The 12,667-nt window shown below is 67.1% G+C and carries 12 protein-coding genes and 1 other RNA gene; 6 read left to right on the forward strand and 7 right to left on the reverse strand.

Features of this window, described 5'->3' with window-relative positions; genetic code table 11:
• Positions 1-17 precede the first annotated feature (17 nt).
• The 3 genes from flhB to fliQ are packed head-to-tail and all read right to left on the reverse strand — an operon-like array spanning position 18 to position 2,135.
• Complete coding sequence (gene flhB, locus GYM46_RS10225; protein ID WP_008262919.1) at positions 18-1,094, reverse strand: flagellar biosynthesis protein FlhB; 1,077 nt, start codon at positions 1,092-1,094, stop codon at positions 18-20.
• Positions 1,087-1,872: a flagellar biosynthetic protein FliR gene (gene fliR / locus GYM46_RS10230; RefSeq protein ID WP_008260670.1), complete on the reverse strand. Its 786-nt coding sequence runs from the start codon at positions 1,870-1,872 to the stop codon at positions 1,087-1,089. Before fliR ends, flhB begins: the two co-directional genes overlap by 8 nt.
• Entirely contained in the window at positions 1,872-2,135 is a 264-nt protein-coding gene (gene fliQ, locus GYM46_RS10235; RefSeq protein WP_008258892.1) for a flagellar biosynthesis protein FliQ, read from the reverse strand. Before fliQ ends, fliR begins: the two co-directional genes overlap by 1 nt.
• Positions 2,136-2,815: 680 nt before the next feature.
• Between fliQ and GYM46_RS10240 the strand changes: the two genes are divergently transcribed.
• The 4 genes from GYM46_RS10240 (at position 2,816) to GYM46_RS10255 (ending at position 6,952) form a co-directional block, all read left to right on the forward strand.
• A complete protein-coding gene (locus GYM46_RS10240) occupies positions 2,816-4,504 on the forward strand; it encodes a methyl-accepting chemotaxis protein (RefSeq protein ID WP_008259195.1) in 1,689 nt (562 codons plus the stop codon).
• Positions 4,504-5,013 (forward strand): chemotaxis protein CheW, encoded by a 510-nt coding sequence (locus GYM46_RS10245; RefSeq protein WP_008264076.1) that lies wholly within the window; start codon positions 4,504-4,506, stop codon positions 5,011-5,013. Before GYM46_RS10240 ends, GYM46_RS10245 begins: the two co-directional genes overlap by 1 nt.
• Positions 5,014-5,149: 136 nt before the next feature.
• Entirely contained in the window at positions 5,150-5,740 is a 591-nt protein-coding gene (gene folE / locus GYM46_RS10250; protein WP_008264053.1) for a GTP cyclohydrolase I FolE, read from the forward strand.
• Between the two features lie 54 nt (positions 5,741-5,794).
• Positions 5,795-6,952 carry an acyltransferase family protein gene (locus GYM46_RS10255; protein WP_008261514.1) on the forward strand — a complete coding sequence of 386 codons (1,158 nt, stop codon included), beginning with the start codon at positions 5,795-5,797 and terminating at the stop codon, positions 6,950-6,952.
• 4 nt (positions 6,953-6,956) lie between these two features.
• On the opposite strand, the gene GYM46_RS10260 is transcribed toward GYM46_RS10255, so the two are convergent.
• Both GYM46_RS10260 and ffs read right to left on the reverse strand, forming a co-directional pair.
• Positions 6,957-8,828, reverse strand: a complete 1,872-nt coding sequence (locus tag GYM46_RS10260) for a DNA polymerase III subunit gamma/tau (protein WP_008264275.1) — start codon at positions 8,826-8,828, stop codon at positions 6,957-6,959.
• Positions 8,829-9,034: 206 nt separating this feature from the next.
• Positions 9,035-9,130, reverse strand: an RNA gene (gene ffs, locus GYM46_RS10265) — signal recognition particle sRNA small type.
• Positions 9,131-9,179: 49 nt separating this feature from the next.
• Between ffs and nudC the strand changes: the two genes are divergently transcribed.
• Complete coding sequence (gene nudC, locus GYM46_RS10270) at positions 9,180-10,100, forward strand: NAD(+) diphosphatase (protein WP_008261671.1); 921 nt, start codon at positions 9,180-9,182, stop codon at positions 10,098-10,100.
• Between the two features lie 183 nt (positions 10,101-10,283).
• On the opposite strand, the gene GYM46_RS10275 is transcribed toward nudC, so the two are convergent.
• Complete coding sequence (locus tag GYM46_RS10275; protein WP_083793394.1) at positions 10,284-11,006, reverse strand: 3-deoxy-manno-octulosonate cytidylyltransferase; 723 nt, start codon at positions 11,004-11,006, stop codon at positions 10,284-10,286.
• Positions 11,007-11,165: 159 nt separating this feature from the next.
• On the opposite strand from GYM46_RS10275, the gene GYM46_RS10280 reads away from it, so the two are divergent.
• Positions 11,166-11,885, forward strand: a complete 720-nt coding sequence (locus GYM46_RS10280; protein ID WP_008260941.1) for a c-type cytochrome — start codon at positions 11,166-11,168, stop codon at positions 11,883-11,885.
• 83 nt (positions 11,886-11,968) lie between these two features.
• Here GYM46_RS10280 and GYM46_RS10285 read toward each other — a convergent pair whose 3' ends face one another.
• Positions 11,969-12,583 (reverse strand): malonic semialdehyde reductase, encoded by a 615-nt coding sequence (locus GYM46_RS10285; protein WP_008263100.1) that lies wholly within the window; start codon positions 12,581-12,583, stop codon positions 11,969-11,971.
• Between the last annotated feature and the right edge of the window lie 84 nt (positions 12,584-12,667).

A 12,667-nucleotide genomic window follows, 5' to 3' on the forward strand; every position in this document is an offset into this window, starting at 1 on the left:
CAAGCCTTACGGGGGTCTTACCGACGTTTGCGGGACTGGAACACGAAGCCGATGATCTTGGCGGCGGCCTCGAAATGTTCCTTGGGAATGACGGCGTCGATCTCGACCGAGGCGTAAAGGGCGCGGGCCAGAGGGACGTTCTCGACGATCGGCACGCCATGTTCCTTGGCGACTTCACGGATACGCATGGCCAGGGCGTCGACCCCCTTGGCCACACAGACCGGCGCCCCGTCGCCCTCGCTGGGTTCGTAGCGCAGGGCCACCGAATAGTGGGTCGGGTTGGTCACGATGACCGTGGCCTTGGGCACATTGGCCATCATCCGCTGGCGGCTGCGCTGCATGCGGATCTGCTTCAGCTTGGCCTTGATGTGGGGATCGCCCTCGGACTGTTTGTAGTCTTCCTTCAGTTCTTCCTTGGTCATCCGCATCCGCTTGGCGAAGCGCATCTTCTGCCAGATGAAGTCGGCTCCGGCCGTCGCCCCCAACAGGATGATGGCCGCCACGAACAGGGCCAGGGCCATGTCCCGCGCCAGCGGCAGCAGGGCGGCCGGGCTCAGGGTGACCATGTTCTCGAACTCGCGGACATGGGGCTTCAGCACCATCCAGCAGACGACGCAGACGGCGATCAGCTTCAGGAAGGTCTTGACGAACTGCATCAGGCCGTCGGGGCCGAAGATGCGCTTGAACCCCGACATCGGGTTCACCGACGACCATTTCGGCTTCAGCTTTTCGGCGGTGAAGATCAGGCCGGACTGGGCCAGGTGTCCGCCCGCCCCGCCGATGATGGTCGCCAGCATGACCGCTCCCAGGAAGGGGGTCATGGCCCAAAGAGCCTGGGCCAGAATCTGAGCCCCCGCCCCCGAATCCAGCATCCCCAGCATCTGGTGAGGGGCCGCGATAAAGGGCAGCAGCTGTTGCGCCATCGACCCGGCGAACCAGCCCCCGGCGCCCAGGATCACCGCCGCCGCCCCGGCCAGGGACAGGACCTGGCCGACGTCCTGAGACTTGGCGACGTCGCCCTTCTTGCGGGCGTCCTCGAGTTTTCGGGGGGTGGCGTCTTCTGTTTTCGACTCGGGATCGGTGTCGTCAGCCACTCGCCCCTCCCCCGAAGGCGCCGGCCGCGAACACCTCGGCGAGGCGGCGGTAGCGGTCGATGAAGACGGTGCCCAGGGCGCCCAGGCTGAGCGCGAAGATCGACAGGCCCAGGATGACGCTCAGAGGCGCGGCGGCGAAATAGACCTGAAACGACGGCATGACCCGCGCGATCAGGCCCGAGGCCAGGTTGAAGATCAGGGCGAACACCAGAACCGGCGCCGCCAACTGCACCCCCAGCAGGAAGCTGTCCCCCAGTGTCCGCACCGCCATCTCGGTGAAATCCCCCATGATCAGGGGCTTGGCCGGGGCGATCAGACTGTAGGAACCGACCATGCCGGCGATGAACAGGTGGTGGGTGTCGGTGGCGAAGATCAGCGTCACCCCGAACAGCAGCAGGAACGAACCGACCGTCGACCCCGGCTGGGCCTGTAGCGGATTGGCCGTCTGGGCGAAGCTGAGGGTGGTCTGCAGCGAGACGATCTCGCCCGCCGTCATCAGCGACGTCAGGAACATGCGCAGCAGCATGCCGATCATCAGGCCGACCACCACCTCGCGGATCACCCACCCGGCCATGCCGCCCAGGGTCTCGGGCAGGCCCGGCAGGCTGTCGCGCACCACAGGCCACAGCGCCAGGCTGATCAGCAGGGCCAGCGACAGGCGGATGCGCGGCGGCACATAGGTTTCCCCGAAGCCGGGGATCAGCATCAGGATCGCGCCGATGCGGGCGAAGATCAGCCCCCCGGCCCAGACCTGATCCGCGGTGGCGTAAGCCTCCACTACATGCCCGCGATGCGCGCCGCGATCTGGCGCATGAACCCGCCCAGCAGGGCGCCCATCAGCGGCAGGAACAGCAACAGGGACACGAAGATGGCGATGATCTTGGGCGCATAGATCAGGGTCTGTTCCTGGATCTGCGTCAGGGCCTGGAACAGGCCGATGACCACGCCGACGACCAGGCCGACCAGCAGGACCGGCAGGCACAGCTGGATCGTCAGCCAGATGGCGTCGCGCCCTACATCCAGAACTTCCGCGCCGTTCATCGGCCCACGCTCCCGCAAATCACTGGGCAGAAAATGCCGGGAGGATGGTTAACGGGGAGATAATGGCCGCACCCCTCCCCAATCCTTTTCGGTCTGTAGAAAGCACATAAGAGCCATCTCCGCCCCAATGCCGGAACCGGCTTCCGGGCCGCCTGGACCGTCTCGTCAGTCCGACGGATCGTAGCGGGAATTCGGACGTGGGCTTGCTGTGAAATTCCACGATCTGCTGCGTGTTGCGACCCGTAGATGTGTTTCAGGCGGGGTGAGATTCTGTGGCGGAACGACCTGAAAGTGCATGGCCGGCGGGCTGCGGTTCGACCTTCGTTGATCAAAAAACCCACCAATCTTAGAGGCTTATCGATAGGTACAACTCCCTATCAGGCGTTTGAAGTCGGTTTAACCATATCCCTGGATGGTGCGTTCGGGTTGTGTTTTAGCGCGCCGTGGGGACGGGACGAGATATGAGAAGACGCATACCAGTGGATGTGGCTGTCGAGGTTCGTGATGTGGCGAGCCTCCGAGGGTCGACTTTCCCGGTCGATGGCTCGCTCGTCATTCAGATGGCGCTGGCTTTCGTCCTGACCGCCCTCGGATGTTCGGCTGTCTGCAATCTGCACCAGGGTGCACGCTCGCCAGTGGCGTCCGTCGCTCGTCATGATCGATTTTTCGGGAGATAGGCTATGCGTTTCACCATCAAGGCCAAATTGATCCTGACGTTCGGGGTGCTGATCGCGGCGATCGCCGTTTTAGTCGGCGTTTCCCTCAGTCATCTTTCGTCTCTGCACGCCGCCATCCATGAGGTTGTCGCCGGACCGGCCGCCCAACTGAGCCGGGCCCAGAGCATCCAGACCGAGTTCAGCAGCTATGTGAGGCGTGAGCGCGGCATGCTCCTGACCACCGACCCTGAAGCGGTGCGTGAGTTTTCCGAAGAGGTAGGCCGGGGCCGAGGCATGTTGGAAGACCTGCTGGCTCAAGGCCAGGCGGCCGCATCGGCAGACGCCAAGGCCGAGTGGGTTTCGCTGGCGAACGCCTGGTCAGAATACAAGCCGATCAGCGAAGAAATTCACAGGCTGGCGCTCGCCGGCGACGACGTCGGCGCCAAGGCGTTGATGTTGAACGAAGCGCGCGCCAGCCTTTCTGCGATCGAGGACGCCGCCCAAAACATCGTCGCGACGGACAAGGCGCTGATGGCGCAGGCCGAGGAGGGCGCCAATGCGGTGTTTGAGGAAGCGCGTGTAGGGCTGATCGTCGCCAGCGCCTTCGCTCTATTCGCTGCGGTCTTCGGTTGTGTCTGCATCACACTGATTGTTCGGAAGGGACTGATCCGCGCCACTGAGGCCGTTCGCGCCGTCGCCGAAGGCGATCTGACCCAGGCGGTCGTCGTCACCAGTCGGGACGAAATCGGCGACATGCTGGGCGACCTTAACCGGATGATCGAACGCCTCCGCAGCGTGGTCGGCGACGCGTTAGCGGCTGCGGACAATGTCTCGGCCGGCAGCCAGGAACTGTCGTCTTCGTCGGAACAGATGAGCCAGGGCGCGACCGAACAGGCCGCCGCCGCCGAACAGGCCTCGGCCTCGATGGAAGAGATGGCCGCCAACATCAAGCAGAACGCCGACAACGCGGCCCAGACCGAGAAGATCTCGCGTCAGTCGTCCAAGGACGCGGAAACCAGCGGTGAGGCCGTTCATCGCGCGGTCGAGGCCATGCGCACCATCGTCGCCAAGATCGGCATCGTGCAGGAGATCGCGCGCCAGACCGACCTGCTGGCCCTGAACGCGGCGGTCGAGGCCGCCCGGGCCGGGGAGCACGGCAAGGGCTTCGCCGTCGTCGCCTCGGAAGTGCGCAAGCTGGCCGAACGCAGCCAGACGGCCGCCGCCGAGATCGGCGCCGTGTCGGGCGACACCGTCAAGGCGGCCCAGGAAGCCGGCGAAATGCTGCAACGCCTGGTGCCGGATATCCGCAAGACCGCCGAACTGGTCTCGGAGATCAGCGCCGCCTGCCGCGAGCAGGACGTCGGCGCCAGCCAGATCAACGAGGCCATCCAGCAACTGGACAAGGTGATCCAGCAGAACGCCGGCGCGGCCGAGGAAATGTCGGCCACCTCCGAGGAGCTGGCGGCCCAGGCCGAGGAACTGCAGACCTCGATCGCCTTCTTCCGCACGGACGCCGAAAGAGTCCCTGCCCGTGCTCAGGCCCGCGTCTCGACCTTCAAGGCCCCGGCCAAGCCGGCGGCCCGCCCGACGCCCAAGGCTGCGCCGGCCAAGCCCGCCGTCCACGCCCAGCAGGCCCGCGCCAAGGGCTTCGCCCTGGACATGGCGGTCGGCGGCGCGGACGACGAGGACATGGACTTCCGGGAGAGCGCCTGATGTCCGAAACCGCCAAGGGACAAGGCGCCTCTGAGGGGCAATATGTGACCTTCGGCCTGGGCGACGAACTCTTCGCCGCCCCGGTCGGCCTGGTGCGGGAGATCCTGACCTATCAGGCGCCCTCGCGCATTCCCAACAGTCCGGACTATCTTCTGGGCCTGACGGACGTGCGGGGGCAGGGGGTTCCCACGGCGGATCTTCGGATCCGCCTGGGCATGGCGCCGACCGAGCCGACGCTGAACACCCGCATCCTGGTGCTGGACATTCCGCTGGAGGACCGGGTGCTCAGCCTGGGCCTGGTGGCGGACCGGGTGTTCGAGGTGGCGGTCTTCAGCGCCGACCAGATCGAGCCGTCGCCCGACATCGGGATCAAGTGGCGCTCGGACTATATCTCGGGCGTGGTGCGGCGCGAGGACGGCTTCGTCGTCCTGATCGACCTGCCTCGACTGCTGTCCAGCACCGACACCGTCTCTCTGGCGTCCTTCCCCGACGTCGAACGCGCGGCCTGACGGTCGCCGGCCGGTCAGGCGGCTCGGATACTCAGACCATGTTTCCCGGTCCCCGGGGGTCCAAATCGGTCGCCGCAGCGTAATGGACGGGAAGAAGGCTTTTCATTCTCGGCTCCGCTTCGCTAATAGGCCCGCAATGACTGATGCGCCCCCGACCGCCTCCCGACTGACCCAGGCCGACGCCGAGGCCGCCGTCCGCACCCTGATCGAATGGGCGGGCGACGATCCCGACCGCGAGGGTTTGCTGGAAACCCCGGCGCGGGTGGCGCGCAGCTATCGCGAGCTGTTTTCGGGCTACGAGGTCGATCCCCTGTCCTATCTGGAGAAGACCTTCGAGGAGACGGGCGGTTACGACCAGCTGGTCGTGCTGAAGGACATCCGGTTCGTCAGCTTCTGCGAGCACCATATGCTGCCGGTCGTGGGCAAGGCCCATGTCGCCTATCTGCCGACCGACCGCGTGGTCGGCATTTCCAAACTGGCGCGCGTGGTGCGCGGCTTCGCCCGACGCCTGCAGATCCAGGAAAAGATGACGGCCGAGATCGCCGAGGCCATCCAGACCGTCCTGAAGCCCCAGGGCGTGGGCGTGGTCATCGAGGCCGAACACAGCTGCATGACCTTGCGTGGCGTCAACGCCCCCGGCGCCAGTCTGTCGACCAGCCACCTGATCGGTGTGGTCCGCGACGATCCCCGCACCCGCGAGGAGTTCCTGCGCCTCGTGCGCGGCTAGAGGTCCCACTACGGCCCGGCTCTTGCGAGATCGGGGTCATAGGAGGCGTTCGCCGTGCCCTGGAGCCTGATTTCGACCCGAAACGAGACAACCCCGATCGCCCGTGGCGGCTGGCTGGACGCGCTGCGTTTCATTGTGGCCTTCCTGATCATCCTGCATCACTTCCAGGGAGCCGGGCCGGTTCCTCTGGCCGAGGCCGTGCATCCGGTGTTCTCGCGTGGCGGCTTCCTGCTGACCAACTTCTTTCTGATCGATTCCGGCTATGTGCTGATGCGGGTCTATGGGGCCGCAGTGGGCCAGGGCCGGATGTCGGCGGGCGACTTCGTGCTGAAGCGGGTCCTTCGCGTGGTCCCCGCTCATCTGATCATGGGGCTGTCGCTGGTCGCCCTGGTGTTGCTCGGTGCGGCGGCGGGGGCGGCGCCGCGCAATCCGGAATGGTTCCGCTGGGACCAGCTGCCGGCCCAGTTGCTGCTGTTGCAGTCCTATGGCGTGCCCGGCGGCCTGGGCTGGAACGCCCCGACCTGGTCGATCTCGGCCCTGATCGGCTGCTATCTGTGTTTCCCCTGGATCCTGCGCGGTCTGACGCGACTGGGGCCCTGGGGCGCGCTGGCCCTGGGCGTCGCCGCCTATCTGGCCGCCAACCAGCTGTGCTGGAGCCTGCTGGGCCATCCCGTCTACCAGATGCCGATGGGCTACGGCTTCGTGCGCGCCCTGCCGCTGTTCTTCCTGGGCATGAGCCTGGCCTGGTTCGCCCAGAAGATCTGGATCGACCCCCGCCTGGCCGGTTGGGTCGGCGTCGCCGCCTTCCTCGGCCTGGCGCTCGCTCAGGCCCTCGGCAAGAACGCCCTGATCTCCCTGGCGATGATTTCCCTGATCATTCTGGCCGCCGGCGCCGTGCCGGTGCGTCGCCCGTCGAAATGGGTGGAGACCGCCGCCATGGTCTCCTTCTCGATGTTCATCTCAAATGAGATCGTCCGCATCGCCTGGTTCGGGGTGGTCAATGCGGCTGCGGCCCGCTTCGCCCTGTCGGCGCCCGTGCAGTGGGCGCTCTGGGGCGGCGGGGTGCTGGCGGCGATCGCCTTCGCCTTCGCCTTCCATTTCGCGATCGACGACCGGATCCAGTCGCGGATCCGGTCCTGGCTGAAGCGCCGCCGTGGCGGACGTCGAACGACCCCGGTGGAAGCAGGGCCTGTGGTCTCGCTCGAGGGATAGGCCGTCAGTCCTCGTCATCGTCCTCGGGCGCGTCGGGGATTTCCGGCGTGACGACGGCGGGGGCGATGGTCTTGATCTCGCCCAGCTTGGCGCCGGGGAAGGCCAGAAGCACCGCCTTGATGAAGGGGTCGGCCTCGACCTTCTCGCGCTCGGCGGCCCGCTCCTTCTTCTGACGCTCGATCAGGGTCTCGCCGCCGCCCTGGCCGTTGGCGGCGATCAGCCAGGTGCGGCCGGTCCATTCCCGCAGCCGCCCGGCCAGGCGCCGCGCCAGTTCGACCGGCGCGCCCTCGACGCTTTCATAGACGATGGCGCCGGGCTTGAACGAGACGGGTTTGACGAACCGTTCGACGTCCATCTGAAGCCCGACTTCCCGTTTCTCGCCGATCAGGGCGACGACCTGTTCGAAGGTTTGCGGGTCGGGCAGGGCCGGGGCCATGACCGGACGCGCGGCCAGCTGGGCCGATGTCCCTCCGCCTCCGCCGCCCCCGCCGCCGCCACGTGGCGCGGAACCGCCGCCGAACGGTTCGCCGGACTGAAGTCGCTTCAACGCCTCCTCCGGTCCCGGCAGGTCGGCGGCGTAGGCCAGGCGGACAATGGCCATCTCGACCGCATCGGCCGGATTGGGTGCGCGTCTCACCTCGTCCAGCGCCTTCAGCAGCATCTGCCAGGTGCGCGACAGGGTTGCGGCCGGAATGGCGGCGCCCAGAGCGGCCAGCTTCTGCGCCTGGTCATTGGGCAGTCGGGTCGCGTTCGGACCCAGCATCTTGGCCACCGAGGCGGCGTGGCAGTGTTCCAGGAGGTCGTTGGTCACCTGCACCGGATCGGCGCCGAAGCCGTACAGGGTGCGGAAATTCTCCAGGGCCTCGGGCGTGCGGCCGGCCATGACGGATTCGAACAGGGCGATGGTCTGGCTGCGGTCGGCCAGGCCCAGCATGTCGCGGACCGTCTCGGTCTTGACCATCTCGCCGCGCTCGGCCTGGACCAGGGCCTGGTCCAGCAGGGACAGGCCGTCGCGCACCGAGCCTTCGGCCGCGCGCGAGATCAGGGCCAGGGCGTCCTGTTCGATCTTCATGCCTTCGCGCTCGGCGATCCGGCCCAGGTGGCCGATCAGGATCTCGGGCTCGACCCGACGCAGGTCGAATCTCTGGCAGCGGCTCAGGATCGTCACCGGCACCTTGCGGATCTCGGTGGTGGCGAAGATGAATTTGGCGTGGGGCGGCGGCTCCTCCAGCGTCTTCAGCAGGGCGTTGAACGCCTGCGTCGACAGCATGTGGACCTCGTCCAGCACATAGACCTTGTAGCGCGCCTCGACCGGCGCATACCGGACGCTCTCCAGAATATCGCGGATGTCGTTGACGCCCGTGTGGGACGCGGCGTCCATCTCCATCACGTCCATATGCTGGCCGGCCATGATGGCGGCGTCGTGCCGGCCGTGGGCGGTCAGGGTCAGGGACGGCCGGTCGATGCTCTCCGTCTCGTTGTTCAGGGCGCGGGCCAGCAGGCGGGCGGTGGTCGTCTTGCCGACCCCGCGAACCCCGGTCAGCATGAAGGCGTGGGCGATCCGGCCGGTGGAGAAGGCGTTGGTCAGGGTGCGGACCATCGCCTCCTGCCCGATCAGGTCCTCGAAGGTGCGCGGCCGATATTTGCGCGCCAGCACCTGATAGGCGGACCCGTCGTCAGCGTGGGCTTCGATTTCGGATGGGGCGGGCTTGGCGGCGACAGGTGCAGGAACGGGCGCCGTGACCGGCTCAGGCGTCGCGGCAGGCAGGCGCGCAGCGGCAGGCGCGCCGAACATGTCGTCGGTATTCTCGTCGCGTTCGACGACGTCGTCCTCTTCCCAGGGCGGGCCGTCGAGATTCGTGTCGCTGTCCGTCATGGGCGAAGTCTTACAGCGGGAGAGCAGCGGGAAGAAGGGATTCTCGGCTTAAGCCGCACGAGCGGGGCCAACCTCTTCTTTCGTCATTCCGGGTCTGCGGGCCAAGCGGGCCTCCGCCCGGAATGACGAAAGGGGAGGGGAGCGACGGCACGCAAACGCGCTCAAGCAGCGAGCGACCGCGTCGCGAGCGTAGCGCACTAAAAAATGAGGTAGAGACCGCGCGACCCGAAGGGGAATTCGTTGTGGCTGCTGCCTTCCGGCCCTGACCAGGTTGGCGAAGCCTTCGCCCGCGCGATCTCCGAGAGGGGATATGACGGGTGCGGCGAACGGAATCAAGGGTTACAAGGCCGCATGGCTCATCAGAACATCTTCGCCGGCAATCCCCTGGATCGGGCCGGCGACCTGCGCAACGATTCCGAATGGCTGGCCGAGCAGGAGGCCAATCCCGAAGCCCAGTCGATGGTGCTGTGGGAGGGGCGGCCGCTGGTCGAGGAGACGGCCGAGGGGCCGCGCCTGGCCTGGCTGTCGCTGAAACACGCGCGCGACATGGTTCCGGACCGCGATGTCTTCCTGGGTCTGTGGGCCGGGGCGCCGGTCTTCGCCATCGAGTTCGAAGGCTCGATTGATCCGGCCGAAGGGCCGGTGAGGGGATTGGGCGCCTTCCACGAGATGCGCGGCGCCGCAGCCATCCTGCCGGCCCAGGACGCGGCCATGGCGGGCGGGGCCAAGAGCCTGTTCGACTGGCGGCGCAAACATGGCTTCTGCGCCAACTGCGGCACGCTGAGCGAGACGACATCGGGCGGGTGGAAACGACGTTGCCCGGCCTGCGGGACCGAACATTTTCCGCGCGTCGATCCGGTCACCATCATGCTGCCGGTCTACAAGGGCGGGCCTGAGCCGATCTGTCTGCTGGGCCGCCAGGCGGCCTGGCCTGTCGGGCGGATGTCAGCCCTGGCCGGCTTCCTGGAGCCCGGCGAATCCATCGAAGAGGCCTGCGCCCGCGAGGTGAAGGAAGAGGCCGGCCTGACCGTGATCGACACAGCCTACCACTCCAGCCAGCCCTGGCCCTTCCCGTCGCAACTGATGATCGGCCTGATCGCCGAGGTGTCGGACGACCAGGCCCGGCCGGATCAGACCGAGCTGGAATCGGTGGCCTGGCTGACGCGGGCCGAGGCCAAGGCCGTGATCGCCGGCGAACATCCGACCATCCAGGCCCCGCCGCCCTTCGCCATCGCCCACAGCCTGATCAAGGCCTGGGCGGAGGAAGGGTAGGGAGACTTTTCCCTCCCCCTGCGGGGGAGGGGGGGCGCGAAGCGACCGGGTGGGGGCGGCAAGGCAAGGCCGCACCTATCTGATTTCAACTTAAGTCCGCGAGACGTCGCCCGGCCCTCCCCACCCGGCCTCGCCTACGGCTCAGCCGCCCTCCCCCGCAGGGGGAGGGAGACGGATTCGCGTTCAGGCCAGCGCTCGCGCCGCCTCCAGGTCCGCCGGATTGTCGACGGACAGGGGGGCTTCGTCGATGACGGCGGCCCAGATCTGCATGCCCATCTCCAGCGCCCGCAGCTGTTCCAGTTTCTCGCGCTTCTCCAGCGGCGACGGGGGCGCGGCGCAGAAGCGGTTCAGGGCTGCGCGGCGATAGCCGTAGACGCCGATGTGACGCCAGATGGGGGCGTCGCCATACAGGGTCGAGCGGGTGAAATAGAGGGCGCGGCCCTGGCGTTCGTTCTCGCCCAGGGCCAGGATCGCCTTCACCACGTCGGGATTGGTCCGGTCCGACAGATCGGCCTCGATTGCGACCAGGGTGGCGATGTCGCAGCTCGGCTCGCCGTGCAGAATGGCGGCGCAGGCGGTCGCCAAACCGGGATCGGCGAAGGGCATGTCGCCCTGGACATTGATCACGGCGTCGAAATCGCCTTCCGGGTCGATGGCGTCGACGGCGGCGCGGATCCGGTCCGAGCCCGACGGCAGGTCGGGATCTGTCAGAATGGCGCGCCCGCCGATGGCCTCGATCGCGGCGACGATCTCGGGATCGCCCGCGGCGACCGCGACCGGCAGGCCCGAGGCCTCGGCCTGCTGATAGGCCCGCACGATCATGGGCTTGCCGCCGATATCGGCCAGGGGCTTGTTCGGCAGACGGGTCGCCGCCATGCGAGCGGGTATCAATATCAACGGATTCATGAGTCTACTCGGAGCCTGCCTGGATCAGCCGCCGCTGTTGGAGCGTTCGCGCCGGTTGCGAACCCCGCGCTACCGTGTAAGACCTGATCAGGCAAGGAAGGCTTCGCTGCGTAAGACGGCGGAGGTGGGAAACCTTAGGGACGGGATGAGACGACGCGCATGAGCGGCGATCTGAAATGGAACAAGATATTCGGTGCGGCCCTGGGGACGGCGTTCGTCATCCTGGTCGTGCAACAGGCGTCGGGCCTGATCTATCATTCCGCGCCGCCGGAAAAGATGGGGTATTTCGTCGATGCGCCCGATGAGGCCGCCGGCGCTGAACAGGCCGAGCTGCCGCCGGATTGGGGCACGGTCCTGCCGGCCGCCGATCTGGCCGCCGGCGAGGCCGCGTTCGCGCGCTGCCAAGCCTGCCACAATGCGGCGCAGGGCGGGGCCGACGGCATCGGCCCGAACCTGTTTGGCGTGGTCGGCGGCCCGGTCATGCACCGGGCGGGCTTCGCCTATTCGGACGCCATGGCCAAGCACAAGGCCGAGGCGCCGACCTGGGGCTATGACGAACTGAACAGCTTCATCACCGCTCCGGCTCGCTATGTGCCGGGCACCAAGATGTCCTTCGCCGGCATTCGCGATACGCAGACGCGGATCAATCTGATCGCCTGGCTGCGGAACCAGGGCTCGGGCGGCTTCGCCATTCCGGCGCCCGATCCGGCCCGTCAGCCCGGCGCGACGGCCCCGGCCGAAGGAGAAGCGGCGCCTGCCGAGGGCGCGCCTGCGACCGAGGCGACCGGCGAAACCCCGGCTGTCGGCGCTGCCCCCACGACACAGCAGACCCCGGCGGCTCCGCCCGCTGCGACCAGCGCAGCGCCGCCGAACACCTGAGATCGACCTCGCATGGTCGGAATTGAAGCGGGGCGGCCTTTGCAGGCCGCCCCGTCGTCTTTTTGGGCCCTGATCGCGGGTGGTCAGAGAATCTTCGCCGCCTGCTCGAACGACAGGCGCGGCGAGCGCGGGAAAAGGTTCTCTTCCGTGCCGTAGCCGAGGTTGAGGATGTAGTTCGGCTCGACATTGCTGTCGGGGAAGAATTCCGCCTTCACGGCGGCGGCGTCGAAGCCGGACATGGGGCCGACGTCCAGGCCCAGGGCTCGGGCGGCGATGGTCAGATATCCGCCCTGAAGCGAGGCGTTGCGGAAGGCGCTCTCGCGACGTCCGGCCTCATCGGCGAACCAGGCCTTGGCCCCCGGCGCGTGCGGGAACAGGGCGTCCAGATGCTCGTGGAAGTCGATGTCCTGGGCGATGATCAGGTTCACCGGCGCCTGCTGGGTCTTGGCGCGATTGCCCTCGCTCATCAGCGGGATCAGCCGCGCCTTGGCCTCGGGCGAGGTGACGAAGACGAACCGGGCGGGGCTGGCGTTGACCGCCGTGGGGCCGAACTTGGTCAGGTCGTACAGTTGGCGCAGCAGGTCTGGCGCGACCGGGCGGTCGCTCCAGGCGTTGCGGGTGCGCGCCTCGGTGAAGAGTTGCGACAGGGCCGCGTCCGACAGCGGGGCGTCGCGTTGGGTGACAGCATCATAGGCCATGGGAAGGCGTCCTGATTATGAAAAGCAACAAGTGCAGGTGCTGATCTAGTCGCTTCAGCAACTGTTTCAAGTGCAAATCAGGCA

It is taken from the genome of Brevundimonas mediterranea (assembly GCF_011064825.1).
Lineage (GTDB): Bacteria > Pseudomonadota > Alphaproteobacteria > Caulobacterales > Caulobacteraceae > Brevundimonas > Brevundimonas mediterranea_A.

Coding starts and splice junctions, on each gene's coding strand:
- GYM46_RS10240 (WP_008259195.1), top strand. CDS start 2,816: ATGCGTTTCACCATCAAGGCCAAATTGATCCTGACGTTCGGGGTGCTG.
- GYM46_RS10285 (WP_008263100.1), bottom strand. CDS start 12,583: ATGGCCTATGATGCTGTCACCCAACGCGACGCCCCGCTGTCGGACGCG.
- fliQ (WP_008258892.1), bottom strand. CDS start 2,135: ATGAACGGCGCGGAAGTTCTGGATGTAGGGCGCGACGCCATCTGGCTG.
- GYM46_RS10275 (WP_083793394.1), bottom strand. CDS start 11,006: ATGAATCCGTTGATATTGATACCCGCTCGCATGGCGGCGACCCGTCTG.
- GYM46_RS10280 (WP_008260941.1), top strand. CDS start 11,166: ATGAGCGGCGATCTGAAATGGAACAAGATATTCGGTGCGGCCCTGGGG.
- GYM46_RS10245 (WP_008264076.1), top strand. CDS start 4,504: ATGTCCGAAACCGCCAAGGGACAAGGCGCCTCTGAGGGGCAATATGTG.
- folE (WP_008264053.1), top strand. CDS start 5,150: ATGACTGATGCGCCCCCGACCGCCTCCCGACTGACCCAGGCCGACGCC.
- GYM46_RS10260 (WP_008264275.1), bottom strand. CDS start 8,828: ATGACGGACAGCGACACGAATCTCGACGGCCCGCCCTGGGAAGAGGAC.
- nudC (WP_008261671.1), top strand. CDS start 9,180: ATGGCTCATCAGAACATCTTCGCCGGCAATCCCCTGGATCGGGCCGGC.